Origin of the sequence: Microbacterium phosphatis (assembly GCF_049177115.1) — a bacterium.
In the GTDB taxonomy this organism is placed as follows: Bacteria; Actinomycetota; Actinomycetes; order Actinomycetales; family Microbacteriaceae; genus Microbacterium; species Microbacterium phosphatis.
Genome location: NZ_CP185370.1, coordinates 379,642 through 403,395, shown reverse-complemented (window position 1 = coordinate 403,395; position 23,754 = coordinate 379,642). Strand labels below are relative to the sequence as shown.

Below are 23,754 nucleotides of genomic sequence, written 5' to 3'. Positions count from 1 at the left end.
TCTCGGACGACGGGGTCAGCGCCGCCGACGCGGCAGGCCCGCGGCGAGCGCCGCGACGGCGAGCACCAGCACGACGGCGCCGCCGGTGACCGCGGGCCAGCGCGCGACGTCCCAGGCGTAGCCGAGCAGCAGCGCGCCCGCCGATGATCCGGCGTAGTAGAAGAGCGTGTACCAGGCCTGCCCCACCGACGGTCGGGGCGAGACGGAGGGCACCGTCGCGCTGGCGCCCGCGTGCAGCAGGAAGAACCCCGCCGCGAGCACCAGCAGTCCCCCGATCACCGCGACGAGGTGATCCAGCATCAGCGTCGCCAGGCCCGCCGCCATCAGCGCGGCGCCCAGCAGGATCGTTGCGCGCGCCCCGAACCGGTCGAGCAGGATCCCCGCGCGCATGGACGTGACCGTGCCGGCCGCGTAGGTGAGAAAGAGCAGCGACGTCACGCCGAGGCCCAGCGAGAACGGCGGCTCGTGCACGCGGAACGCCACGGCGTTGAAGACGCCCATAAACGCCGCCATGCCGGCGAAGGCGATGGCGAACAGGCGCGCGCGCACGGTCCAGGGGTGCACGCGCCGCATCTCGATCGACGTGGTCGGGGGCGCCAGGGCCTTGCGGCGGAGCGTGACGGCGACGGCCAGGACCCCGCCCGCACCGGCGAGCAGGACGATCAGGTCGACTGCCGCGACGCCCGCGCGCCAGCCCCACCACTCGGCGATGATGCCCGCGACGATGCGGCCCGCCATGCCGCCCGCCGTTGTGCCGGCGACGTACATCGCCGCGACCCGCTTGCGTCGCAGGGTCGGCGCTGCCTCGGACGACCACACGAGCGCCGACACCAGCACCCCGCTGAGCACCAGCCCCGCCAGCAGGCGCGAGGCGACGAGCACCGGCCACACCGCGGCGGTGGAGGTGACGGCGGTGAGCGCCGCCCCGGCGACGAGCGAGACGATGATGACCCGGCCCCGGCCGATCCGCTCGGCCAGCCACGCCGCCGGGAACACACCGGCCGCGATGCCGAGGGTCGTCATCGACACAACGAGGTTCGCCTCGAACGCCGTGCGCCCGAACTCGCGGGCGATGGCCGCGAGCAGCGGCTGCGGGGCGTAGATGGCGGCCATCACCGCCACCCCGAGCAGCTGAGCGCCGGCCGCGGCCAGCCGCCACCGCCCGGGGGCGGGCTCGTTCATCGCGCCACGGCCGTGCGCAGGGCGGGACGGGCGGAGGGCCGCGTCTCGTCAGGGGTGATGGCCGCCAGGGCGCGCATCAGGGAGGTGAGCCACACGAACGCCAGCCCCACCGCCACCGCCTCGAGACCGGTGGCCGAGTACAGGTGCAGCGGCTGCCAGAGCAGCACGGCGAGTACGAGCCCCGCGCCCACCCCGGCCGTCGTGACCACCAGCGCGGGCGGGGGCCCGGGCATCACGATGACGACCGCGACCGCCGACGCGGCCATGAGGATCAGGGTGCAGACCGCGGCGATGAGGTGCGGCACGGGCGCGCGGTACAGGGGGAAGACGCCGATCAGCGCGAGAGCGAGGCCCGTGGCCGCGAACAGCGCGACCACCCCCGCGATCCGGCGCAGCGCGTCGTCGCCGAGGACACGATGCAGGTCACGCCCGACGTAGGAGCCCACCACGGCGAGCAGGAGGCCGCCGAGCACAAGCGTGCCGTTGAAGGCCCAGGCGCTGCCGCCCGCGCCGAGCTGCGAGAAGTTGCGCTCCCACCAGCGCGGATCGGCCGCCGTGAGCATCGAGAAGAGGGTGCCGGCCACGAGGAACGCGAACAGCAGCCCGACCAGGTCGTCGGTGCGCAGCCGCGCACCCAGCCCGAAGCCGGCCGCGCTAGCCGCGGCGGTGGCGGCGCCGATCAGGAGTCCGCCCCCGAGCGGCGCGACCTCCAGGCCGTCGAGGCCGACCGCGAGCACCTCGCCGAGACACAGCACGGCCAGCGCGCTCACCCCGGCCAGGGCGAGCGCGACGGCGGCGTCCGAGACATGCGAGACCACCCGCTGCCAGGGAGGCATCCTCGCCGTCTCCTCGCGACGATGCAGCAGCGTGCCCGCCGCGAAACCCGCCGCCGCGCCGAGGGCGGTCACTCCCGCCGCGGGCAGCCCGATCGAGCCCTCCCCGGCGAGCGGCCGGGCGGGGCCCCAGAGCAGCAGCGCGCCGAGAACGGCGCCAATGGCGAACCCGATCCACGCGGCCCACGTGGCGTGCGTGTCCCGTTCGATCCGATCCTGGCGCGTCACCATCTCATCGAACCACGCGCGTCCGACACGCGGCGGGGGTGCGCCCGATCAGCCGGTGGTGGGCGTCTCGCCTGCGCACCCGCGGGATCGTCGCATACGGGCAGGATCCCGGGCGAGACCGAGGGGCGCGACCTGGAAGAATGACGGCATGACGCTCGAGATCCCCGGTTGGAAGCACACGTACTCCGGCAAGGTGCGCGACCTGTACGCGCCCGCCGACGGATCCGAGGGCCGGATGCTCGTGGTCGCCAGCGACAGGGTGAGCGCCTTCGATCACGTGCTCGAGCCGGGCATCCCCGCCAAGGGCGAGCTGCTCACGACGCTCAGCCAGTGGTGGTTCGATCAGCTGGCCGGTGCCGACGGCGGCGCCCCCGTGCCGAACCACCTGACCGGAGAGCCGGTGCCGGACGAGGTCGCCGGGCGATCCATGATCGTCCGGACTCTCGACATGCTCCCGATCGAATGCGTCGTGCGCGGCTACCTGACCGGATCGGGCTGGCTCGAGTACCAGGAGAGCGGCACCGTGTGCGGGATCGCCCTGCCCGAGGGTCTTCAGGACGGCGATCGCCTGCCCGAGCCGATCTACACCCCCGCGTACAAGGCGCCGATGGGCGAGCACGACGAGAACATCTCGTTCGAGAAGTCGGCCGAGTTCGTGGGCGACGAGCGCGCCGCCGAGCTGCGCGACGCGTCGCTGGCGGTCTACCGCCGCGCGGCGGCCACCGCAGAGGCGCACGGTCTGATCCTGGCCGATACGAAGTTCGAGTTCGGCACCGACGAGGACGGCGTGCTGCGCCTGGCCGACGAGGTGCTCACGAGCGACTCCTCGCGCTACTGGGACGCCGAGGCGTGGCGCACCGGCACCACCCCGGCCGAGCGCATGGCCAGCTTCGACAAGCAGATCGTGCGCAACTGGCTGGCCGCGAACTGGGACAAGCAGGGCACGCCGCCCGAGCTGCCTGCCGAGATCGTCGAGCAGACGGTCGCGCGCTACCGCGAGCTGATCGGCCTGCTCACCGCCTGATCCGCGCGTCGCAAGTGAATGGCCGCTGCCCCTCGGCAGCGGCCATTCACGTCGGGCGGTGGATCAGAGCATCACTCGCGCGGGCGGTGCTCCCGCCGCTGGCGCTCCTGCCGGCGATCCTCGCCGACCACGAGCGACGCCTCGCCCGACGCCGAGTGCTCGGGGTGGTCCGGCCCCTTCGCCTGGATGCGTCCCGGCTCGAGCGTGCGGGTGACGTCCGTGGACGTGACGACCTCGATCTGCTCGGTCGCCGTGGTGTACCACTCGACCAGGGCGGGATCCGCGGTCTCGATGCCCGCGCCGGCTCCCTGATCCGCGGCGACCTCCGTCGCGCCGAAGACGAAGTCGTCGCCGTGCTCCTCGATTCCCCGCCGCACGCCCTGGGCGATCGCCGCCCGGGCGAACTGGCGGCGCATCATGTACGGATCGGTCGACAGCTCGCGCGCCCACGCCACCATGACCCCGATCATCACGATCGCGAACGGCAGCGCCGTGACCACCATGATCGACTGCAGGCCGGACAGCGCGGTCTCACCGCCGGCGAGCAGCAGCGCGAGCGACGCGGCGCCCAGCAGCACCCCCCAGGTGATCGTGACCCAGGTCGACGGCTCGGGCTTTCCGCGCTGGCTCATCGAGGCCATAACGATCGCGGCCGAGTCGGCCGACGTCACGAAGAAGAGCACGATCGACACCATCGCCAGCACCGCGAGGACCGCCCCGAAGGGCAGGTGCTCGAGCACCGCGAACAGCACGCCCTGCGCGCCGCTCGTCTCGTAGGCCTCGGCGATGCCGAGCCCGCGCTCCGCGAACAGCATCGTTGTGCCTCCGGTGATGCCGAACCACACCAGGCACACCACGGACGGGATCACCGTCACGACCGTCACGAACTCGCGAAGCGTGCGCCCCCGCGAGATCTTCGCGATGAACATGCCGACGAACGGCGTCCACGAGATCCACCACGCCCAGTAGTAGTTGGTCCACGTCGACATGAACGCGGCGGCGTCCTCGCCCTGCGCGGGGTTGCGCATGAGCATCGTCCACAGTTCCGAGAAGAACGCGGACACCGACGCCGGGATGAGGTTCAGCAGGAACAGCGTCGGCCCGAGCACGAAGATCGCGATGCCGATGATGAAGGCGAGCACCATGTTGATGTTCGACAGCAGCCGGATCCCGCGCTTGATGCCGGAGACGGCGGACGCCACGAACGCGGCCGTGAGCACCGTGACAACGATGATGAGCGCGCCGTTGCCCAGCGGGCCGGCGCCCGTGACGAACTCGAACCCGCTCGTGATCTGCAGCGCGCCCATGCCGAGCGTCACGCCCGTACCGAACAGGGTCACGATGATGGCGAAGACGTCGATGATCGCGCCGAGCCATCCCTCGGTGCGCTCTTTGAAGATCGGGGCGAAGATCGCCGAGATCAGCGGGGCGCGACCGCGGCGGTAGGCGGCGTAGGCGATCGCGCCGCCGACCAGCGCGTAGAACGGCCAGGCGAGCGGGCCCCAGTGCAGGATCGACTGCGCGAGCGCCGAGTGCATCGCGTCTCGCGACCCGGGCTCCGCGTCGAATCCCGGCGGGACGTTGAGGAAGTAGTGCAGCGGTTCGGCGGGGCCCCAGAACAGCAGGCCGATTCCCATGCCCGCCGAGAAGAGCATCGCGATCCACGACACCGTGGTGAACTCGGGGGCCTCGTCGTCGGCCCCGAGGCGCACGCCTCCGGTGCGCCCGTAGCCCAGGATCAGCATGAAGATCACCACGGCGAGCGCGAGCGCGGAGAACAGCCAGCCGAAGTACTCGGTCACCCACCCGAGCGACGCCGAGCCGACGTCGCTGATGCTCTGCGGGGCGACGAAGCCCCAGATGGCCACCCCCAGCACGAGGACCCCGGCGATGCCGAACACGGGCCAGTTCGTCGAGAACGTGCGGCTGGTGTCCTCGACGCCGATGCCGGGGATCAGCGCGGGATGCGTCACCTCCTTCACGATGGCGGCGACGGGCTTTCGGGCTGGTGGTGCCCCGCGTTCGGGGCGCGACTGATCGGTCATCTTCGTCTCACTTATCGATGAAAAGGTGCGTTGCGTATGGGATCCGGATCCCTCCACCGTACGTCGCGCCCCTTCCGCGGCCCGAGTGGACGGTGGGAATGTGGCCACGCTGTGACCTCCCGGACCGCGAGGCGGCGCGACCGAATGGCCCGATCCACAGGAGTATCCGTACGAACGGAAGGGCCGATAGCCTGGCGTCACCACTCGCCTGGGGGAGGCACTCATGTCCTATCAACCGCCCGTCACCGGCGCCGCGCACCCGCCGGCGCACGACCCCGCTCCCGGGGTCAGCGCACGCCAGTCCCTGCTGCGCAGGGCGACGCTGTGGCTCACGCTCGGCGTGCTCGTCGCCGCTGCCGTGCTCGGCGGCATCTTCATCATCGTGGGCGACCAGTCGGGCGTCGCCGGGCGGGCATGGCTCACGCTGCTGCTCGTCGCGGGCTTCGCCGGCATGGTGCTGCTCGATGGCGCGGTGGGAGACGGCCCCAACAAGTGGTACCTCGCGGCCTCGACGATCATCAACGTCCTGCTGCTCGTCGTCGGTCTGCTGAAGATCTGGAACGGACCGCTGCAGCCCGGCGACACCGTCGATGCCGATGTCTGGGCGGGTCAGATCGCCCGATGGATCGGCCTCGTGCTGCTCGCACGCCTGGTCCTGCTCATCACGCAGGTCTACGTGCACCGGTTCATCACGAACGGCCGCAGCCCCGTGACACGCGCCTCGGCGTGGGTGACGCTGGCGTTCCTGTGGATCACCGCCCTCGTCTGGGCGATCCCGCTGTCGTTCCCGAACCTCGAGCCCCTCGGCATCTACGGCGGCTACAGCGACGTGTGGTGGCGGGTGGCCGGCGCCACCCTGCTCGTCGCCGCGGTCAGCGCGGTTGTGCCCGTGGTGGTCTACGCCTTCAGCCCCAAGCCGGCGAAGGCCCCGCGCCCGGCCCCGATGTACGCGCCGCCCGCGCAGCAGCCCTACCCGCCCGCCCCGGGGTACGCGCCGCAGCCGCAGGCGTACTATCCCCCGCAGCAGCCCTACCCGGGCCCGGCCCAGCCGGGCTATCCCCCGCAGCCGGGCCAGGCGCAGCCGGGGTACCCGCCGCAGCCCGGCCCGCCCCCGGGGTACGCGCAGCCGACCGCGCCCGGGTACCCCGGTCAGCCCGCGCCGCAGCAGCCTCCCGTGCCGCAGCCGCGCCCGCAGGTGCCTCCCGCCCCGCCGGTCCCGCCGGTTCCGCCCGTGCAGCAGCCGCCCGAGCCGCCGCGCTGAGACGCATCCGCAGCTGTCCCCGAGGGGAGTCGATCCAGAACCGGATCGGCTCCCCTCGGTCGTCTGCGGGGTGCCGAGGGAACGATCCCTGTTCCGGGGCCTGATCTGACGTATTGTTGATCGATTTCCCTCCCGCCCTCCACCCGAAGGAGACCCATGGCCCTGTGGACCCTCCACGGCAACGGCCGCACCGTCGAACCCGGTGCCGTCGTCACGCCGTCCGAGCGCCTGAACTGGCCCGCCACGATCGCGATGGGCGTGCAGCACGTCGTCGCCATGTTCGGCGCCACGTTCCTGGTTCCCACCATCACCGGCTTCCCCGTGTCGACGACGCTGCTGTTCAGCGGCATCGGCACGCTGCTCTTCCTGCTGATCACGAAGAACCGCCTCCCCAGCTACCTGGGCTCGTCCTTCGCGTTCATCGCCCCAGTCACCGCGGCCACCGCGTCGGCGGGCATGGGCTCGGCGCTCGCGGGGATCGTGGCGGTCGGCGTGCTCCTCACGATCGTCGGTCTCGTGGTGCACTTCGTCGGCCTGACGTGGGTCGACCGCTTTATGCCGCCGGTGGTCGCCGGCGCGATCGTCGCGCTGATCGGCTTCAACCTCGCCCCGGTCGCCTGGGGCAGCTTCAACGCCGCCCCCCTGACGGCGACCGTCACGCTCGCCGTGGTGATCCTGTTCGCGGTGCTGTTCAAGGGCTTCCTCGGCCGCATCTCGATCTTCCTCGGCGTGATCGTGGGGTACATCTTCGCCGCCATCGTCGGCGAGCTCGACTTCTCGGCCGTCGAGAAGGCCGACTGGGTCGGCCTTCCGACCTTCCACTTCCCGGACTTCGCCTCGGCCGGCACGTGGTCGGCCATCGCGATGTTCCTGCCGGTGGTGCTGGTGCTGATCGCCGAGAACGTCGGCCACGTGCGCGGCGTCGCGACCATGACCAACGCGTCGGTCAACCAGCACACGGGCCGGGCGCTCATCGCCGACGGCGCCGCCACCACCCTCGCCGGCCTCGGCGGAGGCTCGGGCACCACCACGTACGGCGAGAACATCGGCGTCATGGCGGCCACGCGCGTGTACTCGACCGCCGTCTACTGGGTCGCGGGCCTTGTGGCGATCCTGCTGGCCTTCTCGCCGAAGGTCGGCGCGGTCTTCAACTCGATCCCGACCGGCGTGCTGGGCGGCGTCACCACCGCGCTGTACGGCCTCATCGGCATCATCGGCATCAAGATCTGGGTCGACAACCGCGTCGACTTCTCGCGCCCGGTCAACCAGTACACGGCCGCCGTGGCGCTGGTGATCGGCATCGCCGGCTTCACGATGAAGATCGAGGCCTTCGAGTTCGGCGGCATCGTGCTCGGCACGGTCGCGGCCCTCGTGATCTACCACGTAGGCAACCTCATCGCGCGCGCCCGCAAGACCGGCGCCGACGACGGCGGCCCGATCCCCGCGGTCGGCCAGCTCGGCGGCGACCCGCAGGACTGATTCGCCTCTCCCCCGAAAGGGCGCCCGGCCTCGCGCCGGGCGCCCTTTCGCGTGCCGCCGGCACACGCCAGGATGGCCGCATGGGCCCCGTCACCGACTCCCTTGCCGCGCTCGACGAGCCCGTGCGATCCGTCTTCGCCTCGATCCATGCCCGGCTGCGCGAGCTCGTGCCGGACGGCATCACCGAGGGGATGAGCTACGGGATGCCCGCCCTGCTCTATCGCGGGAAGGGCATCCTCGCGACGGTGCAGGCGAAGACGCACCTGTCGGTCTTCCCGTTCAGCTCGGCGGTGGTCGAGCAGGTCGCCCCGGATCTGGCCGGCTTCTCGCTCTCGAAGGGCACGATCCGCTTCTCGCTCGATCAGCCGATCCCGCCCGCGGTGCTCGACCGCCTCATCGAGCTGCGTCGGGCCGAGATCGACGCGAAGCGGGCCTGACGCTCCCGGTCAGAACACGCCGCGCGGCCGCCCCACGGCCCGGCGGTTCGCGACCGGCAGGAGCGCGCCACCCCGCCGACGCCCTACGCTGGGCCCGTGACTGCGGGTGAGGACGACCGGCTCATCGCCTGGGCCGACGAGCTTCGCGCCGTGCACACGCGCCTGCGCCAGGCGCTGCGCGTCACCCGCGAGGCCCTCGCCGCCGGCGATCCCGCGGGTGAGGCGACCCGCGAGCTGCTGCTCTACTGCCATGGCTTCTGCGCGGCCCTCACCGCGCACCACGTCGGCGAGGACCGGACGCTGTTCCCCGCGATCGTGGCGGCCCACCCGCACCTCGCGCCGGTGATCCGCACGCTCGAGCAGGATCACTCGATGATCGGGCACCTGCTCGGCGACCTGCAGGCGGCCGTCGACCGAGCGGGTGCGCCGGACGAGCTGGCGGGCCACATCGAGGGCATCGCCGCGATCATGGAGTCGCACTTCGGCTACGAGGAGCGCCAGCTGCTGACCATCCTCGAGACGCTCGCGCTCGACGCCGATCCCGCCGTGGTGCTCGGCCCACTCTGAGCTGCCGGTCCGGGCGCGGATCCGGATCAGCGGGGCTGAGGGTGGCGCGCGTCCGCGCGCCACCGGACGAGCCAGTTCTCGGCCGGGGCGACCGGCTCCCAGTCGTGGCGCGCGTAGAGCGTGTGGGCGTCGTTCGTCATCAGCACCGTGCGCTTGAGGCCCAGGCGGTCGGCCTCCCGGACCACACCGTCCACGATCAGCTTCCCGAGCCCGTGACCGCGGTGCTCCGGGTCGACGATCACGTCGGCGAGCCAGCCGAAGGTGGCCCCGTCGGTCACCAGCCGCGCGAAGGCGACCTGCCGCCCGGTGTCCGCGGCGTACACGCCGAAGCAGCGCGATCCGCGGTTGGCCGCCTCCTGCGTCTCGCGCGTGCGGTCCTGCGCCCAGTAGGAGTGCCGCTGCAGCGTGGCGTGGATCCAGTCGGGGTCGAGGCGGGCGGGATCGGCGGAGAACTCGTACTCGCTCACGCCTCGATCATCGCGCACGTTCGCGGCGTCGCGCGCGGGCCAATCGCGGGCCGGCGGCCCTCGTCACTCGCCGCGCTCGGCCCGGCGGCGCGCGAGCTCGGCGCGCAGGCGATCGGCCTCGATCTCGCGCTCGAGATCGGCGAGCTGCTGCTCGGTCGTCCGCAGATCCGCCGAGCGGGTGTCGCGCGGCGCGCGGTCGTCGACGATCCGGATGCCTCCGGTTGCGGCGGCGGCGCCCCGCCATCCGCCCTGTCGCTCCTCGCGCGCCGGGTAGTCGCGGCCGACGGCCCACCAGACCAGCCCGCCGACGATGGGGATTAGGATCGCGAGGATCATCCATGCGATCTTCGGCAGGTGGTTCACCTGGTCGTCACGGCGGGTGATGATGTCGATCAGCGTGACGACCGAGAACGCGATCACCAGCAGCGAGAAGACGTACGGCATGCCGTCAAACTAGCGGGCGGGGCGAGCCGGCGTCGAGGGTCGGTCGCCAGCGCGTCGCGCCGCCGGCTCAGGCGGTGTCGCGGATGACCAGCTCGGCGTGCAGGATCGTCGCCTGCGGCGGATCCTCACCGGCGAGGCGCGCGAGGAGCACCTCGGTCATGCTCTCGCCCTGCTCGCGGGACGGCTGGCGCACCGTGGTCAGGTGCGGCGGCATGTCGGTGGCCGCGGGTGAATCGTCGAAGCCGACGACCGCGATGTCCTCCGGGACGCGCACGCCGCGGGCCTGCAGCACGCGCAGCGCACCGCGGGCCATGAGGTCCGAGGCGACGAACACGGCGTCCGTGTCGGGCGCCGTCTCGAGGATCCGCTCCATCGCCGCGGCTCCCCCGTCGATGGTGAAGTCGCCGTTCTCGACGATCCGGGGCTCGAGCCGGGCCTCGGCGAGCACCTGACGGAAGCCCTGGAGGCGATCGTCGCTCACCGTCATGTCCAGCGGCCCGGTGATGGTGGCGATCCGCCGGCGTCCCGTCTCGACGAGGTGGCTGGTCGCGATCCGACCGCCCTCGACGTTGTCGACGTCGACGAAGTAGTAGCCGTCCTGCGCGGCCGGCATCGGGCGGCCACCGAAGACCACCGGCATCGTGCGATGGATCCGGTCGAGGAAGGTGTTCGAGGCGTGGTGCGAGACGATCAGGGCGCCGTCGACGTTGCCGCCCGTGAGGTACGTGGTCGTCTTGTCGCCGGGGTCACCCGATGCGATGAACAGGTTGAGGATGTACTCCGACGACGCCAGGCGCGCGTTGACGCCGCTCACGATGGACGCGAAGAAGGGATCCCCGAAGAACCGGGTGGTGTCCTCGGGTACCACGAGCGCGATGGCCAGCGTCTGACGCGAGGCGAGCGAGCGGGCCGCGCGGTTGGGCACGTAGTCGAGCTCGGCGATGGCCTGCTTGACCGACTCCAGCGCTGCCGCGCTCACCCGGTCGCCGCCGCCCAGCACACGCGACACGGTCGAGCGGGAGACGCCGGCGCGAGCCGCGACCTCCTCGATCGTCGCCGCGCCCGCCCCCCGGAGAGGCATCTGCGTGCTGGGCAGTGTCATGGGCTCTTCCTGCTTCGACGGACGTACGGCGTGGTGCGGTCAGACCGCGGGGGCGTCGGCCGAACGCGCCGCGATGATGCGCGCGTACTCCTTGCCGCTGTCCTTGATGGTACGGACCTGCGTGTCGTAGTCGACGCGCACGATGCCGAAGCGCTTGGCGTAGCCCCACGCCCACTCGTAATTGTCGAGCAGCGACCAGTAGAAGTACCCGCGCACGTCGGTGCCGGCCTCGATCGCGTCGTGCACCGCGGCGACGTGACCGCGCACGAACTCGACGCGCTCGCTGTCGTGCACCGCGCCGTCGACCAGCTCGTCGGTGTAGGACGCGCCGTTCTCGGTGACGTACAGCGGCACCCCCGCGGACTGCGCGTAGTCGTCCCACACGCGGTTCAGCAGGTGGGTGAGGCCCGGGAAGTCGACCTCCCAGTTCATGTTGGTGCGCTTGTAGCCGCGCTCGGCCCAGTGCACACCCTCCATGGCGGGGAACGGCGAGCGCTTCGGGCGCGAGGAGGGCGCCTCGCCCTTGGGCGCCGGGTTCTCGGGCACCGATCCGGTGACGAACTCGCCGTGGTAGTAGTTCACGCCGAGGAAGTCGAGCTGCGTCGAGACGACGTCGAGGTCGCCCGGCTGCACCGCCGCGAGGAAGCCGTCGACGGCCGCGCTGTCGACACCGCGGATGTCCTCGATGACGTCGGCCGGGTACTGCCCGTGGAAGATCGGCTCGAGGAACCAGCGGTTGAACTGGCCGTCGACCTTGCGGGCCGCGTTCACGTCGGCCGGGTCCTCGGGGTCGACGGGCTCGCCGTTGGTGAGGTTCAGCGTGATGCCGAAGTCGAGGCTCTCGTCGCGCGCGCGCAGCTCCTGCACCGTGCGGCCGTGCGAGAGCAGCAGGTGGTGCGAGGCGAGCATGCCGTCGAGGATGCTCTGGCGGCCCGGGGCGTGCTCGCCGCCGGTGTAGGAGAGGAACGACGAGCACCACGGCTCGTTGTGCGTCGTCCACTTGGTCACGCGGTCGCCGAGGGCGTCGTGCACCGACAGCGCGTACTCGACGAAGCGGTCGACCGTGTCGCGTGACGTCCAGCCGCCCTTCTCCTCCAGTGCCTGCGGCATGTCCCAGTGGTGCAGCGTCAGCCAGGGCAGGATGCCGGCCCCGAGCAGCTCGTCCACGAGACGGCTGTAGAAGTCGATGCCCTTCTGGTTCACCGGGCCGCCGTCGGGGCGCACGCGCGACCACGAGGTCGAGAAGCGGTAGGTCTGCAGGCCCAGCTGCTTCATGACCTGCACGTCCTCCGCGTAGCGGTGGTAGTGATCCGTCGCGACATCGCCGTTGTCGGCGTTGATGACGGCGCCGGGCAGGCGGCTGAAGTGGTCCCAGATGGAGGCCGTGCGGCCGTCCTCGAAGGCGGCGCCCTCGATCTGGTACGCGGCGGTGGCCGCGCCGAAGAGGAAGTCGGAGGGGAAGGTACGAGGCATGGAGGTCCTTAGGGATAGCGCGCAGCCGTGCGCGCAGGAGTCTAGAGCGGGAAGCGCTTCCGGTCAGCCCTTGACGGCGCCGGCCATGATGCCGGACACCAGCTGCTTGCCTGCGACGACGAAGAGGATCAGGAGCGGGATGGTCGCGAGGACGGCACCGGCGAGCACGATCGAGTAGTCGATGTAGTAGCCGGACTGCAACTGGCTGAGCGCCGTCTGCAGCGTCGGGTTGCTCGCATCGAGCACGATCATCGGCCACAGGAAGTCGGTCCAGGCGGTCATGAAGGTGAACAGACCCAGGATCGCCATGGCGGGGCGCGCGGCGGGAAGGCCGACGGTGAGGAAGGTGCGGATCTGGTTCGCGCCGTCCATGCGGGCCGCCTCGAGCAGCTCGTCCGGGATGACGTCGACGAGGTACTGGCGCATGAAGAACACACCGAACGCCGTGACCAGCATCGGGACGATGACCGCGCCGATGGTGCCGGTCCAGCCGAGCTCGGCCATGACCATGTACAGCGGGATGATGCCGAGCTGGGTCGGGATCGCCATCGTCAGGATCACGCCGACCATCAGCCCGTCGCGGCCCTTGAAGCGCAGCTTCGCGAAGGCGTAGCCGGCCAGGGTGGCGAAGAAGACGACCGAGACCGTGATGATCGACGAGATCACGAGCGAGTTCCACAGCGCCAGCCAGAACGGGATGGCGTCGAAGACCTTGAGCGCGTTCTGGATGAAGTTGCCGCCCGGGACGAGGGGCAGCGTCGCGGAGAGCGTCTTGTTCGAGGTCGAGGCGACCACGAACGACCACCAGATCGGGTAGATCGATCCGATGAGGAACGCGGACAGCAGCCCGTAGGTGAGGAAGCCGGGGCGGCTTCCGATGCCGGCGACGCCGCCGCGGGCGGCCCTGCGTCGCGGGGCGGGGGCGTCGGCCGTCACGGCGATGCGGGTCGAGTCGGAGACCTGGGTGCTCACTGGGCGGCCTCCTTCATGGCGCGGCGGGTCTTGCGGTTGGGCTTCTTGGGATCCCCGGCGGCCGCGATGCGGTTCGAGAGGAAGAAGTTGATCAGGCCGAACACGATGATCAGCAGGAACAGCAGCCAGGCGACGGCCGAGGCGCGACCGAGGTCGCCGCTCTGGAAGCCGAGCTCCCACATGTAGAGGACCGTGGTCTGGAACTGCCTGTCGGCGCCGCCGATGCCGCCGTTGCTGGCGGGATCGAGCAGGCGCGGCTCGGCGAAGATCTGGAGTCCGCCGATCGTGGCGGTGATGATCACGAAGATCAGGGTCGGGCGGATCGTCGGCAGCGTGATGCTGAAGAACCGGCGAGGCGAGCCCGCGCCGTCGATGGCGGCGGATTCGTACAGCTCGCGGGGCACGGCCTGCATCGCGGCCAGCAGGATCAGCGCGTTGTAGCCGGTCCAGCGGAAGTTCACCATGATGGCGATCGCGAGGTGGCTGAAGAAGGTGTCGCGCTTCCAGTCGATGTTTTCGATGCCGATGACACCCAGGAGGTTGTTGGCGAGGCCGTCACCCGGGTTGAAGATGCTCGAGAAGATGATCGCGACCGCGACGGGCGTCACGACGAACGGGATCAGGATGCTCATGCGCCAGAACGTGGGCGCGCGCAGCCCCTGGTCGAGCAGGTAGGCGACCACCAGCGCGATGGCGAGCTGCGGGATCGAGGACAGCAGGAAGATGCTGATCGTGTTGAACAGCGAGTTCCAGAAGAACGGCGCGGACAGCACCTCGATGAAGTTGCCGAGACCGACGAAGTCACCCTGGCCGCCGAGCAGCTTCCAGTCGAACACCGAGACGACCGCCGTGTAGATCAGCGGGAACAGGCCGGTGAGACCGAACAGAAGGAAGAACGGCGCGATGTAGAAGTACGGCGACGCCTTGAGATCGAACTTCGAGAGCTTCTGCGCGAAGGTCGGCTTCGGCTTCTCGCCCGACGCGGCTGGGGCGGCGGTCGGCGCCTGCGGCGGCGCGGTGACGGTGCTGGTCATGGAGGGTGCGTCCTCAGTCGGGGGTGTCGGGTGATGCGGCACGGGACACTTCTGGGGCCGCACCAGGGGATGCGTGCCGGGGATCGGGGCGATCCCCGGCACGCGTCGGGTTCCTCAGGGAGGGAGTTACTTCACGATCTCCTTGAGGAGACCCAGAGCCTTGTCCCAGGCGGCGTCGGCGTCGCCCTCACCGGTGTCGAGGACCTGCAGGGCCGGGCCGAAGACCTTCTCCTGGATCTCCGAGTCCTTCGGGCCCTTGAACTGGGCGACGACGCCCTCGGCGCGCGAGGCGAGGATCGCACCGGTCGGCGAGTCGTTGAACCACTCGTTCGGGGTGGCGTCAGCGGCCAGCGTCTCCTGAGCCTTGACGGTCGAGGGGAAGTTGCCGGCGGCGGCCGACTGCTTCACCTGCTGCTCGGGCTGGGTCAGCCAGTCGGCCAGCGCCGCAGCGGCGGCCTTCTTCTCCGAGGTCTCGGGGATCGACAGCCAGGCGCCGCCCCAGTTGCCGGCACCGCCGGGGAACACGTCGGCGAAGTCCCACGTGGAGGTCTCGGGGGTCGCACCGGCGCTCTCGAGCTTGCCCTTGATGGTGCCGAGCATCCAGCCGGGGCAGACGAAGGTCGCGAAGGTGCCGTCGGTGAACGACTTGCCCTCGTTCCAGTTCCACGCCTCCTGGGCGGCCGACTGGCCACCCTCGACGGCGTCGGCGAGGAGGTCGAACTTCTCGCGGAGCTCGGCGTTGTCCTCGATGTTGAGCTCGCCGTCCTTCGTGTAGTAGCCCTCTTCCTGCTGGTTCACGATGGAGTTCCAGACGAAGCCGGCGTGGTCGAACCACGCCTTGCCGCCCGAGGCGTCGACGTACTCCTGGCCCACCTCGAAGTAGTGCTCCCAGTCGCCCTCGAGCTTCTTGGCGACCTCTTCGCGGTCGGTCGGGAAGCCCGCGGCCTCGAAGGCGGCCTTGTTGTAGCAGAGGCCGGTCGGGCCGATGTCGGTGCCGTAGCCGATGACACGGCCCTCGGCGTCGGTGCCGGTCTCGTACTTCCAGTCGACCCAGTCGCCCTTGCGGTCCTCGATGCCGAAGTCGCGGAGATCCGTGAACATGTCGGACACGTTCATGATCTCGCCGAGCCAGCCCTCCTCGATCGCGACGATGTCGGAGACGCCCTTGCCGCCCGCACCGAGCTTGGTGACGAGATCGGTCTTGGCGTTGCCGCCGGTGTCGATGTTCTTCGCCTTGATCGTGACGTTCGGGTGGAGCTCCATGTACTCCTTGTAGAGGTCCTCGTACCCGAACGTGCCGAACGTGGTGACGGTCAGCGTGACGTCGGCCTCGGGGTCGTACTCGGCGGCGTCGGCGTCGCCGCCGCCGGCCGGGGCGCAGCCCGAGAGCGCGAGCGCGGCGACGGTGCCCGCGGCCGCGATGGCGCCGAGGCGGCGCATGGTGGATGCCTTCACAGTTCACTCCTTTGTGGGTGGGGAAATCAGCGCGCCGGCTGTGGCGCACCCCTGTGGTGAAAGGGAAGCCCGTCGGGGGCATGGGAGCGCTCCCACCGGGCTTGCAGGCGAGCATATGGGAGCGCTCCCACGGTGCGCAACTCCGTGATCGATCTGTGATGAACGTCTCGTGAACCGCGTGTCGGGATCCGCCGCTAGGCTCACGCTCGTGACTGACACGACCACCCGCTGGGGCATCCTCGCGCCCGGATCCATCGCCGAATCCTTCGCCGCCGACCTCGCACTGACGCCGGGCCAGCAGCTGGTCGCCGTCGCCTCGCGCGACGCCGAGCGCGCCGCCGACTTCGCCGCTCGCCACGGCGCGCTGCGATCACACGGCTCGTACGACGAGCTGCTCGCCTCCGACGACATCGACGTCGTGTACATCGCCTCGCCGCACGCGCTGCACCTCGAGCAGGCGACCCGTGCGCTCGAGGCCGGCAAGCACGTGCTGTGCGAGAAGCCCCTCACGCTCGACCGCGCCACGGCCGAGCAGCTGACCGCCGCGGCCGCGCGGCACGGCCGCTTCCTGATGGAGGGCATGTGGATGGCGACGAACCCCGTCATCCGCGAACTCGACGCCCGGCTGAAGGCCGGTGAGTTCGGTGCTCCCCGCCACCTGCACTGCGAGTTCTCGTTCCGCGTCGACGCCGGCCCCGAGCACCGCCTGCTCAACCCCGAGCTGGGCGGCGGCGCGCTGCTCGACGTGGGCGTCTACCCGCTCTCGCTCGCGCACATCCTGCTCGGCGAGGCGCTCGAGGTGCACGGAGCCGGGGTGTTCGACCGCGTCGACCTGAACGTCGCGATCTCGGGCCGCTACCCCGGTGACGCCACGGCCGCGCTCGCCGTGGGGCTCACCCATCCCGCCCCGGTGGCCGCCCGCCTGTCGACGACCGAGGGCTGGATCGAGATCGACCAGTTCTACGCGCCGACGCACTTCACGTGGGTGCCCAGCGGCGGCGAGCCCGTGCGCGTCGAGCCCACCCAGGCGCTCTACGGGCGCGGGTTCGGCAACGAGGCGGCGCATGTCGCCGAGTGCCTCGCCCAGGATCTGCTCGAATCGCCGCTGGTCCCGCACGCCCAGACCCTGGCCATCCTCGGCCAGGTCGACCGCCTCCGGGCCGAGGTCTCGGGGGCCTGAGGCCCGGCGACGCGCCGGTAGACTGAAGCCGATCCCCGCCCTCGCGATTCCTGTGTTTCGACTGCTCGCTTCGCTCGTCGCTCCACAACCCATAGCGGCGGCCGCAGGCGGCCGCTGAGAGGACTTTGAGAATGCCCACCATCGTCGTCGACGTCATGCCCAAGGCCGAGCTCCTGGACCCCCAGGGCAAGGCCGTCACCGGATCGCTCGCGCGGCTCGGACACGGAGCCTTCCAGAACGTGCGCATCGGCAAGCGCATCGAGCTCACCGTCGAGGGCGAGGTCACCGAAGAGGTCCTCGCCGAGGCGCAGAAGATCGCGGACGAGATCCTCTCGAACGCCGTCATCGAGGACGTGGTGAACATCGAGGTCGTGGCCTGATGACCGCCCGCATCGGCGTCATCACCTTCCCCGGGTCGCTCGACGACCGCGACGCGCAGCGCGCGATCCGCCTCGCCGGCGGCGAGCCCGTGGCGCTGTGGCACGGCTCGCACGACCTCGACGGCGTCGACGCGCTCGTGCTGCCCGGCGGCTTCAGCTACGGCGACTACCTGCGCGCCGGTGCCATCGCCGCGCTCGCGCCGATCATGGCCGAGGTCAAGGACGCGGCCGCCAAGGGCATGCCGATCCTGGGCATCTGCAACGGCTTCCAGATGCTCGTCGAGGCGCACCTGCTGCCGGGCGGCCTGATCCGCAACGCGCACCAGCAGTTCATCCGCCGCGACCAGCGCCTGCGCGTCGAGAACGCCGACACGGCGTGGACGAGCGACTTCGAGGCTGGTCAGGAGATCGTCATCCCGCTGAAGAACGCGGACGGCGGCTACATCGCCGACACCGAGACGCTCGCGCGCCTCGAGGGCGAGGGTCAGGTGGCGTTCCGCTACCTCGGCGTGAACCCCAACGGCTCGGCGAACGACATCGCCGGCATCGTCAACGACCGCGGCAACGTCGTGGGTCTGATGCCCCACCCCGAGCACGCGGTCGAGCCCGGCTTCGGCCCGCAGACCCCGGCCGCCATGCGCTCGGGCGTCGACGGCCTCGGCTTCTTCACCAGCGCCGTCAAGGCTGTGGTGGCCGCCGCGGTCTGACGCGCAGCACGCGTCGAACGGCGCCGCTCCCTCGGGGCGGCGCCGTTCCGCGTCCGCCCGCCGCCGAGCCCTTCACTAGGCTCGGAGCCGTGACCGAGAAGCCCGACACCGTCGTCCTGTCCGTTCCGACCGCCGAGCTCGCCGAGGACGTCCGCGCGCTGCTCGACCCCGCCCTGCCCATCGAGGTCATCGAGTGGGACGGGGGTCAGGATCCCGCGCCGCGCGAGCGCATCGACATCGTCGTGCCGCCGTACATGAAGCAGGGGAAGGCCCTCAAGGCGCTCGAGCACGTCGAGCATCGCCTGGTGCAGGGCCAGTCGATCGGCTTCGAGGGTGTGGCCGAGCGCCTGCCCGAGGGGTCGGTGTACGCGAACGCCTCGTCCGTGCACGAGACCGCCACCGCCGAGCTGACCCTCGCGCTGATCCTCGCCGCCCAGCGCGAGATCGACCGCATGGTCCGCAACCAGGATCAGCGCGTGTGGGACTCGTTCCGCGCGACCGGGCTCGCCGACAAGCGCGTGGTGCTGCTGGGCTTCGGCGGCGTCTCGAAGGCGATCGCCGACCGGATCCTGCCGTTCGAGGTCGAGCTGGTGCCGGTGGCCACCTCCGCGCGCCGCGAGGACGGCCTCGACGTGCACGCCATCGACGAGCTGCCCGACCTGCTGCCGACCGCCGACATCCTGATCATCGGTCTGCCGGGCGGCGACGAGACCCGCCACCTCATCGATGACGCCGCCCTGGCCGCCCTGCCGGACGGCGCCCTCGTCGTCAACGTGGGCCGCGGCTCGATCGTCGACACCGACGCGCTCGTCGACCACGTCACCCGCGGGCGGATCCGGGTGGCCAGCGACGTCTTCGACCCCGAGCCGCTGCCCGATGATCACCCGCTGTGGTCACTGCCGGGCGTCATCATCGCGCCGCACGTCGGCGGCAACGCCGACCCGATGCGCCCGCGCATCGCGAAGCTGGTGGCCGCGCAGACCGAGCGGATCGCCCGCGGCGAGCAGCCGATCAACATCGTCATCGGCGGCTGAGCGAGCCCCAGAGCGGCGAACGCCCCCGGACCGCGATGGTCCGGGGGCGTTCGTGTGCGCGGGGCGCGATCCGTCAGACGTTCTTCATGGGGTGCATGCCCATGCGCGTGAGCGCGGTGTCCTCGACGACCTGCATCAGGTTGTAGAGGATCAGCGCGGCCGCCGTCACGAGGACGACCGACGCCCACACCCCGGGGAACTTCGACTGCGCGATCGCGGGGCCGATGCCGCCGCCGATGCCATCGGACGTCGCGAGCCACTCGGCCAGCAGGGCGCCCGTGATCGCACCGGGGATGGAGATCCGCACGGCGGCGAAGAAGGCCGGCAGCGACGACGGGAGCGCGACCTTCCGCAGCGCGGTGAACGAGGATCCGCCGTAGACGTGGATCAGATCGAGCATCTGCGGCGAGGCCGAACGCAGGCCGAACACGATGTTGACCAGCGCGGGAAACAGCACCACGATGCCGCCGATGACGGCCACCGACCAGAGATCGCGGCCGAACACCAGGGTGATGACCGGGGCCATCGCCACCAGCGGCACCGAGCGCAGCAGCATCGCCAGCGGCATCAGCGCGTGCTCGACGCCCCGATTCAGCTGGAACAGCATGGCCGCCAGCAGCGCGATCACCAGACCTGCCGCGAAGCCGATCACCGAGTGGCCGAGCGTCACCCACAGGCGCCCGAACAGGACGTCGCGATTCGCCGCGGCCTCCGGGCCGCTCACGAGGTGGCTCCAGATGTCCTGCGGGCCTTTGCCGACGTAGGGGTTCACATGGAACACCCACAGCAGCACCTGCCACAGCGCCGTGACGACGATCAGCGTCACGGCGAACATCAGCAGGCCCCGGCCGAGGACGCGGGCCGTGGCGGTCGCCGTCTGGCGGCGCAGCGAAGCGGAGGTGTCGCTCATGCTCACGCCCCCTTCGACCAGGGTGCAGCGGCGCGTGCGCCGATCCCGACGATCCAGTAGCCGGCGAGCGCGACGACTCCCGACAGGATCGCCAGCGCCCACACGAGCGGCGGGTTGAAGTCGACCTGCGCGATCATCATCGCCCGTCCGACACCCGCCTGGACCTTGCCGAAGAACTCGCCGAGCACCGCGCCGAGGAAGGCCGCAGGCACCGCGACCTGCAGCGCGTTCAGGATCGCCGGCAGGGCGGCGATGAGACGCACCTTGCGCAGCTGCATCAGCCGCGAACCGCCGTACACGGCCACCACGTCGAGGGCGCTGCGGTCGGCCGCCTTCAGCCCGAGCAGGGATCCGACCACGGTCGTGAAGAACACGCTGAGCGCGGCGAGGATCACCGAGGTGGGCGAGGGCTCGCCCGCTTTCGGCACGGGCAGCATCACGATGAGGACCATGCCGATCGCTACGATCGGCAGGCAGTAGGTGATGGTCGCCAGCTGCATGACGAGGCCCTCGAGGCGCGGCACGACCAGCACGAGCGCCGCGAACAGCAGCGCCAGACCGTTGCCCCAGAGGTAGCCGATGCCCGCCTCCGCCAGGGTCACGCCGAACTGCGGCGCGAAGAAGCCGAAGCCCCGGCTCGCGGTCTCGACGGCCACCTGGCCGGGCGTCGGGATCGGCTGGGTGCAGTTGGGACCGAGGCACGAGAGCACCGTGGCGGCCAGCAGCCACCACAGCGCGACGATGCCGATGACGCCCGCCACACCCCACACGCCCGCCGGGATCGGACGGCGCGCGAGGGTCGCCTCAGTGCTCATCGTCGGAGGCGGCGTCGCCACCCGCCGTGCCGAACAGCAGCTCGGAGGCGTGGTCGACGTAGGCGTGGAACTCGGGGGTGCGCATCATCTCGGGCATGCGCGGCCGCGGGAGGTCGATGTCCATGACCTCCTTGATCCGGCCGGGGCGCGGGGTCATGACCGCGACCTTGTCGCTCAGGAAGATGGCCTCCGAGATGCCGTGCGTGACCAGCAGCGTGGTCGCGGGCTTCTCGGTCCAGATGCGCAGCAGCTCGAGGTTCAGGCGCTGGCGCGTCATGTCGTCGAGCGCGCCGAACGGCTCGTCGAACAGCAGCACCTCGGGCTTCATCACGAGCGAGCGCGCGATCGAGACGCGCTGGCGCATCCCGCCCGAGAGCTGGGCGGGCTTGGCCTTCTCGAAGCCCGTGAGCCCGACGAGAGCGATGAGCTCGGCGACGTAGTCCTTGTCGACCGCCTTGCCGGCGACCTCGAAGGGCAGCTGGATGTTCGCCTGCACGCTGCGCCACGGGAGCAGGGCCGCATCCTGGAACGCGATGCCCAGCTTGTTGGACGCGCGCAGCTCCTTGGGCGTGTGGCCGTCCACGCGGATGTCTCCGCTGGTGGGCGCCTCGAGACCCGCGAGGATGCGCAGGATCGTCGACTTGCCGCACCCGGACGGGCCGAGCAGGGACAGGAACGTGCCCTGCTCGGTGTGGAGGTTCGCGTCCTGGAGCGCGACGACATCGCGACGCCCCTGACGGAAGACCTTGTTCAGTCCGCTGATGTGCAGGCCGGTGCCCAGGAGATCCTGGGCACCGGTCCGCGAAGCCGTGTCAGTCACGGTTCATACTCTCCGCGTCGCTTCGCCGGGCAGCCGGGTCAGCCCGCGTAGTCGACGAGCTCGGGGTTCTCGGCGTAGACCTCCTCGAGCAGCGAGAGGTCGAAGATCTGCGACGCGTCGACCTCGATGCCGGCGCCCGCGAGGCTGTCGACCGTGCCCTGCTGCATGTCCTCGGTGATCGAGAAGAGGCCGTTCGCCTCCGTGTCGGGGGTCGCGATGAGAAGGGCCTGGGCCTTCATGGCGGCCTCGGTCTTCACCGGGTCGAGGTCCGTGCCGAAGTCGGCGACGACGTCGGAGGCGGCCTGCGTCGGGTCGGCGAGGACATCCGACCAGCCCTTGATCTCGGCGACGAGGAAGTCCTTGAGCAGCTCGCGGTTCTCGGCGAGGTACGCGTCGGTGACGGAGACGGTCTCGGCGACCAGCGGGAAGCCGTTGTCGGCCAGGGGCAGGTTCGTGACGGGGTTGCCGCCGAGCTCGACCGTGAGCGACTCGTTCGTCAGGTACGCGTAGAAGCCGTCGACCTCGCCGTTCACCAGGGGCGCCGGGTCGTACTGCACGGCGACGACCTCGACGTCGGTGCCCTCGACCAGGCCGTTCGCCTCGAGGAAGGCCGAGAACGCGGCGCGGTTCGAGTCCTGCACGCCGATCTTCTTGCCCTTGAGGTCGGCGACCGTGGCGATGTCGGCGCCGTCCTTCAGCGACAGGATCGTGAAGGGGTTCTTCTGGAACGTGGCGCCGATGATCTTGATCGTGGCGCCCTCGTTCGCGACCGCGGCGGCGACGGCCAGCGGGTCGTTGAGCGCGACCTGCACGGTGCCGCCCATGAGCTCGGCCACACCCGTCGAGGGCCCCTCGAGAAGGGTGACCTCGTCGAAGCCCGCCTCCTCGTAGTAGCCCTTGGAGGTGGCGTAGAACTCGCCCGCGAACTCCTCGTTCTTGATCCACGACTGCTGGACGGTGATCGAGCCATGACCGGCGGACTCGCCGGCGGCGTTCGCATTCGCGGCGGTGTCGGCCTCCGAGGAGCAGGCGGTCAGCGCGATCGCGCCGGTGACGATGAGGCCGGCGGCGAGAGCTCCGCGGCGGATGAACGGCGTACGCATCATTTCGGTTGACTCCAGGGTCGGGCGCGATCCGACATCCGGAGGTTCCGGGGGGCCTCGCGCCAGGAGGTGCGCGGAGGGCTGGGGGCATCGCACCGATTCGGGCCGGTGGAGACATCCCCGGACATCCGCGTTTCGGTGATGTGACCCATTGTGAAGCCTGCGTCCCTGTGGAATCGCAGTGTTTTGGTATCGCTCTGGTCACAGCTGGGTATCGAAGCGCGGATCCCTCGCCCTAGGGTCGTCATCCATGGCCCAGCTGCTGCATCTGAACGGCCCTCCCGGCATCGGCAAGTCGACGGTCGCGCGGCGGTACGCCGCCGCCCATCCCGGGGTGCTGGTCTGCGACGTGGACGTCCTCCGCACACTGATCGGCGGGTGGCAGGACGACTTCGGCGCGGCCGGGGCGCTCATCCGGCCCGCCGCTCTGGCGATGATCGGCGCGTACCTCGAGGGCGGCCACGACGTCGTGTTCCCGCAGCTGCTGATGGATCCCGCCGAGGTGACGCGCTTCGAGGCGTGCGCGCATGCCGCCGGCGCCGCGTTCGTCGAGCGCTTCCTCATGGACGACGCCACGACGTCGGTCGCGCGGTTCCATCGCCGAGGGGCCGACGACCGCGACGACCCGTGGCACGACCGCGTGCGCCTCATCGTCGCCGAGCAGGGCGGTGACACGGCGCTGGCCGGGTGGCACGCCGACCTCGTCCGTCTGCTCGCCGAGCGACCGGCGGCCCGGGTGATCCACAGCGCCGAGGGCGACGTGGAGGGCACCTTCCGGCGCCTCATCGCCTCGCTCGAGTAG

The 23,754-nt window shown here is 70.8% G+C and carries 24 protein-coding genes; 10 read left to right on the top strand and 14 right to left on the bottom strand.

Annotated elements, in window-relative coordinates; all coding sequences use genetic code 11:
• Window positions 1–15 precede the first annotated feature (15 nt).
• Both ACOKGD_RS01885 and ACOKGD_RS01880 read right to left on the bottom strand, forming a co-directional pair.
• Window positions 16–1,182 carry an MFS transporter gene (locus ACOKGD_RS01885; RefSeq protein ID WP_342336419.1) on the bottom strand — a complete coding sequence of 389 codons (1,167 nt, stop codon included), beginning with the start codon at window positions 1,180–1,182 and terminating at the stop codon, window positions 16–18.
• The gene (locus ACOKGD_RS01880; protein WP_342336418.1) at window positions 1,179–2,243 is read right to left on the bottom strand and encodes a DUF998 domain-containing protein; all 1,065 of its coding nucleotides are present in this window, start codon (window positions 2,241–2,243) and stop codon (window positions 1,179–1,181) included. Before ACOKGD_RS01880 ends, ACOKGD_RS01885 begins: the two co-directional genes overlap by 4 nt.
• A 148-nt stretch (window positions 2,244–2,391) precedes the next feature.
• Between ACOKGD_RS01880 and ACOKGD_RS01875 the strand changes: the two genes are divergently transcribed.
• Entirely contained in the window at window positions 2,392–3,267 is an 876-nt protein-coding gene (locus tag ACOKGD_RS01875; protein WP_342336417.1) for a phosphoribosylaminoimidazolesuccinocarboxamide synthase, read from the top strand.
• Between the two features lie 71 nt (window positions 3,268–3,338).
• Here ACOKGD_RS01875 and ACOKGD_RS01870 read toward each other — a convergent pair whose 3' ends face one another.
• Window positions 3,339–5,312 carry a BCCT family transporter gene (locus ACOKGD_RS01870; protein WP_342336415.1) on the bottom strand — a complete coding sequence of 658 codons (1,974 nt, stop codon included), beginning with the start codon at window positions 5,310–5,312 and terminating at the stop codon, window positions 3,339–3,341.
• A gap of 223 nt (window positions 5,313–5,535) precedes the next feature.
• On the opposite strand from ACOKGD_RS01870, the gene ACOKGD_RS01865 reads away from it, so the two are divergent.
• The 4 genes from ACOKGD_RS01865 to ACOKGD_RS01850 all read left to right on the top strand — a co-directional run bounded on the left by ACOKGD_RS01865 (window position 5,536) and on the right by ACOKGD_RS01850 (window position 9,056).
• Window positions 5,536–6,573, top strand: coding sequence for a hypothetical protein (locus tag ACOKGD_RS01865; RefSeq protein ID WP_342336414.1), 1,038 nt, complete (start codon window positions 5,536–5,538; stop codon window positions 6,571–6,573).
• A 156-nt stretch (window positions 6,574–6,729) separates the two neighbouring features.
• On the top strand, window positions 6,730–8,052 hold the full coding sequence (locus tag ACOKGD_RS01860) for a uracil-xanthine permease family protein (RefSeq protein ID WP_342336413.1): 1,323 nt from the start codon (window positions 6,730–6,732) through the stop codon (window positions 8,050–8,052).
• Window positions 8,053–8,132: 80 nt separating this feature from the next.
• Window positions 8,133–8,489 carry an iron chaperone gene (locus tag ACOKGD_RS01855; RefSeq protein WP_342336412.1) on the top strand — a complete coding sequence of 119 codons (357 nt, stop codon included), beginning with the start codon at window positions 8,133–8,135 and terminating at the stop codon, window positions 8,487–8,489.
• Between the two features lie 96 nt (window positions 8,490–8,585).
• Window positions 8,586–9,056, top strand: coding sequence for a hemerythrin domain-containing protein (locus ACOKGD_RS01850; RefSeq protein WP_342336411.1), 471 nt, complete (start codon window positions 8,586–8,588; stop codon window positions 9,054–9,056).
• A 26-nt stretch (window positions 9,057–9,082) separates the two neighbouring features.
• Here ACOKGD_RS01850 and ACOKGD_RS01845 read toward each other — a convergent pair whose 3' ends face one another.
• From ACOKGD_RS01845 to ACOKGD_RS01815, 7 genes are all read right to left on the bottom strand, one after another.
• On the bottom strand, window positions 9,083–9,523 hold the full coding sequence (locus tag ACOKGD_RS01845) for a GNAT family N-acetyltransferase (protein ID WP_342336410.1): 441 nt from the start codon (window positions 9,521–9,523) through the stop codon (window positions 9,083–9,085).
• 63 nt (window positions 9,524–9,586) lie between these two features.
• Window positions 9,587–9,967, bottom strand: a complete 381-nt coding sequence (locus ACOKGD_RS01840) for a PLD nuclease N-terminal domain-containing protein (RefSeq protein WP_342336408.1) — start codon at window positions 9,965–9,967, stop codon at window positions 9,587–9,589.
• A 67-nt stretch (window positions 9,968–10,034) separates the two neighbouring features.
• Window positions 10,035–11,069 (bottom strand): LacI family DNA-binding transcriptional regulator, encoded by a 1,035-nt coding sequence (locus tag ACOKGD_RS01835; RefSeq protein WP_342336406.1) that lies wholly within the window; start codon window positions 11,067–11,069, stop codon window positions 10,035–10,037.
• A gap of 39 nt (window positions 11,070–11,108) precedes the next feature.
• The gene (locus tag ACOKGD_RS01830) at window positions 11,109–12,542 is read right to left on the bottom strand and encodes a GH1 family beta-glucosidase (protein ID WP_342336404.1); all 1,434 of its coding nucleotides are present in this window, start codon (window positions 12,540–12,542) and stop codon (window positions 11,109–11,111) included.
• A 63-nt stretch (window positions 12,543–12,605) separates the two neighbouring features.
• Complete coding sequence (locus ACOKGD_RS01825; protein ID WP_421355075.1) at window positions 12,606–13,514, bottom strand: carbohydrate ABC transporter permease; 909 nt, start codon at window positions 13,512–13,514, stop codon at window positions 12,606–12,608.
• Window positions 13,511–14,548 carry a carbohydrate ABC transporter permease gene (locus tag ACOKGD_RS01820; protein WP_342336403.1) on the bottom strand — a complete coding sequence of 346 codons (1,038 nt, stop codon included), beginning with the start codon at window positions 14,546–14,548 and terminating at the stop codon, window positions 13,511–13,513. The genes ACOKGD_RS01825 and ACOKGD_RS01820 overlap by 4 nt, the downstream gene beginning before the upstream one ends.
• A gap of 126 nt (window positions 14,549–14,674) precedes the next feature.
• Window positions 14,675–16,003 (bottom strand): ABC transporter substrate-binding protein, encoded by a 1,329-nt coding sequence (locus ACOKGD_RS01815; RefSeq protein WP_342336401.1) that lies wholly within the window; start codon window positions 16,001–16,003, stop codon window positions 14,675–14,677.
• 208 nt (window positions 16,004–16,211) lie between these two features.
• Between ACOKGD_RS01815 and ACOKGD_RS01810 the strand changes: the two genes are divergently transcribed.
• The 4 genes from ACOKGD_RS01810 to ACOKGD_RS01795 all read left to right on the top strand — a co-directional run bounded on the left by ACOKGD_RS01810 (window position 16,212) and on the right by ACOKGD_RS01795 (window position 19,304).
• Window positions 16,212–17,183 (top strand): Gfo/Idh/MocA family protein, encoded by a 972-nt coding sequence (locus ACOKGD_RS01810; protein WP_342336399.1) that lies wholly within the window; start codon window positions 16,212–16,214, stop codon window positions 17,181–17,183.
• A gap of 131 nt (window positions 17,184–17,314) precedes the next feature.
• The gene (gene purS, locus ACOKGD_RS01805) at window positions 17,315–17,563 is read left to right on the top strand and encodes a phosphoribosylformylglycinamidine synthase subunit PurS (RefSeq protein WP_342336398.1); all 249 of its coding nucleotides are present in this window, start codon (window positions 17,315–17,317) and stop codon (window positions 17,561–17,563) included.
• Window positions 17,563–18,270 (top strand): phosphoribosylformylglycinamidine synthase subunit PurQ, encoded by a 708-nt coding sequence (gene purQ / locus ACOKGD_RS01800; protein WP_342336397.1) that lies wholly within the window; start codon window positions 17,563–17,565, stop codon window positions 18,268–18,270. Before purS ends, purQ begins: the two co-directional genes overlap by 1 nt.
• Before the next feature lie 89 nt (window positions 18,271–18,359).
• Entirely contained in the window at window positions 18,360–19,304 is a 945-nt protein-coding gene (locus ACOKGD_RS01795; RefSeq protein ID WP_342336396.1) for a 2-hydroxyacid dehydrogenase, read from the top strand.
• 73 nt (window positions 19,305–19,377) lie between these two features.
• Here ACOKGD_RS01795 and ACOKGD_RS01790 read toward each other — a convergent pair whose 3' ends face one another.
• From ACOKGD_RS01790 to ACOKGD_RS01775, 4 genes are read right to left on the bottom strand one after another with little or no spacing between them, the layout of a single operon-like run.
• Window positions 19,378–20,214 (bottom strand): ABC transporter permease, encoded by an 837-nt coding sequence (locus ACOKGD_RS01790; RefSeq protein WP_342336395.1) that lies wholly within the window; start codon window positions 20,212–20,214, stop codon window positions 19,378–19,380.
• 2 nt (window positions 20,215–20,216) lie between these two features.
• Complete coding sequence (locus ACOKGD_RS01785; RefSeq protein WP_342336394.1) at window positions 20,217–21,029, bottom strand: ABC transporter permease; 813 nt, start codon at window positions 21,027–21,029, stop codon at window positions 20,217–20,219.
• The gene (locus ACOKGD_RS01780) at window positions 21,019–21,849 is read right to left on the bottom strand and encodes an ABC transporter ATP-binding protein (protein ID WP_342336392.1); all 831 of its coding nucleotides are present in this window, start codon (window positions 21,847–21,849) and stop codon (window positions 21,019–21,021) included. The genes ACOKGD_RS01785 and ACOKGD_RS01780 overlap by 11 nt, the downstream gene beginning before the upstream one ends.
• Window positions 21,850–21,887: 38 nt before the next feature.
• The gene (locus ACOKGD_RS01775; RefSeq protein ID WP_342336391.1) at window positions 21,888–22,955 is read right to left on the bottom strand and encodes an ABC transporter substrate-binding protein; all 1,068 of its coding nucleotides are present in this window, start codon (window positions 22,953–22,955) and stop codon (window positions 21,888–21,890) included.
• A 247-nt stretch (window positions 22,956–23,202) separates the two neighbouring features.
• Here ACOKGD_RS01775 and ACOKGD_RS01770 point away from each other — a divergent pair, with 247 nt between their 5' ends.
• Window positions 23,203–23,754 carry an AAA family ATPase gene (locus ACOKGD_RS01770; protein WP_342336390.1) on the top strand — a complete coding sequence of 184 codons (552 nt, stop codon included), beginning with the start codon at window positions 23,203–23,205 and terminating at the stop codon, window positions 23,752–23,754.

Bases quoted from the DNA above. Each gene is read 5' to 3' on its own strand.
- ACOKGD_RS01885 (WP_342336419.1), bottom strand. From the start codon at position 1,182: ATGAACGAGCCCGCCCCCGGGCGGTGGCGGCTGGCCGCGGCCGGCGCT.
- ACOKGD_RS01875 (WP_342336417.1), top strand. From the start codon at position 2,392: ATGACGCTCGAGATCCCCGGTTGGAAGCACACGTACTCCGGCAAGGTG.
- ACOKGD_RS01870 (WP_342336415.1), bottom strand. From the start codon at position 5,312: ATGACCGATCAGTCGCGCCCCGAACGCGGGGCACCACCAGCCCGAAAG.
- ACOKGD_RS01865 (WP_342336414.1), top strand. From the start codon at position 5,536: ATGTCCTATCAACCGCCCGTCACCGGCGCCGCGCACCCGCCGGCGCAC.
- ACOKGD_RS01860 (WP_342336413.1), top strand. From the start codon at position 6,730: ATGGCCCTGTGGACCCTCCACGGCAACGGCCGCACCGTCGAACCCGGT.
- ACOKGD_RS01855 (WP_342336412.1), top strand. From the start codon at position 8,133: ATGGGCCCCGTCACCGACTCCCTTGCCGCGCTCGACGAGCCCGTGCGA.
- ACOKGD_RS01840 (WP_342336408.1), bottom strand. From the start codon at position 9,967: ATGCCGTACGTCTTCTCGCTGCTGGTGATCGCGTTCTCGGTCGTCACG.
- ACOKGD_RS01835 (WP_342336406.1), bottom strand. From the start codon at position 11,069: ATGACACTGCCCAGCACGCAGATGCCTCTCCGGGGGGCGGGCGCGGCG.
- ACOKGD_RS01830 (WP_342336404.1), bottom strand. From the start codon at position 12,542: ATGCCTCGTACCTTCCCCTCCGACTTCCTCTTCGGCGCGGCCACCGCC.
- ACOKGD_RS01820 (WP_342336403.1), bottom strand. From the start codon at position 14,548: ATGACCAGCACCGTCACCGCGCCGCCGCAGGCGCCGACCGCCGCCCCA.
- purS (WP_342336398.1), top strand. From the start codon at position 17,315: ATGCCCACCATCGTCGTCGACGTCATGCCCAAGGCCGAGCTCCTGGAC.
- purQ (WP_342336397.1), top strand. From the start codon at position 17,563: ATGACCGCCCGCATCGGCGTCATCACCTTCCCCGGGTCGCTCGACGAC.
- ACOKGD_RS01790 (WP_342336395.1), bottom strand. From the start codon at position 20,214: ATGAGCGACACCTCCGCTTCGCTGCGCCGCCAGACGGCGACCGCCACG.
- ACOKGD_RS01785 (WP_342336394.1), bottom strand. From the start codon at position 21,029: ATGAGCACTGAGGCGACCCTCGCGCGCCGTCCGATCCCGGCGGGCGTG.
- ACOKGD_RS01775 (WP_342336391.1), bottom strand. From the start codon at position 22,955: ATGATGCGTACGCCGTTCATCCGCCGCGGAGCTCTCGCCGCCGGCCTC.
- ACOKGD_RS01770 (WP_342336390.1), top strand. From the start codon at position 23,203: ATGGCCCAGCTGCTGCATCTGAACGGCCCTCCCGGCATCGGCAAGTCG.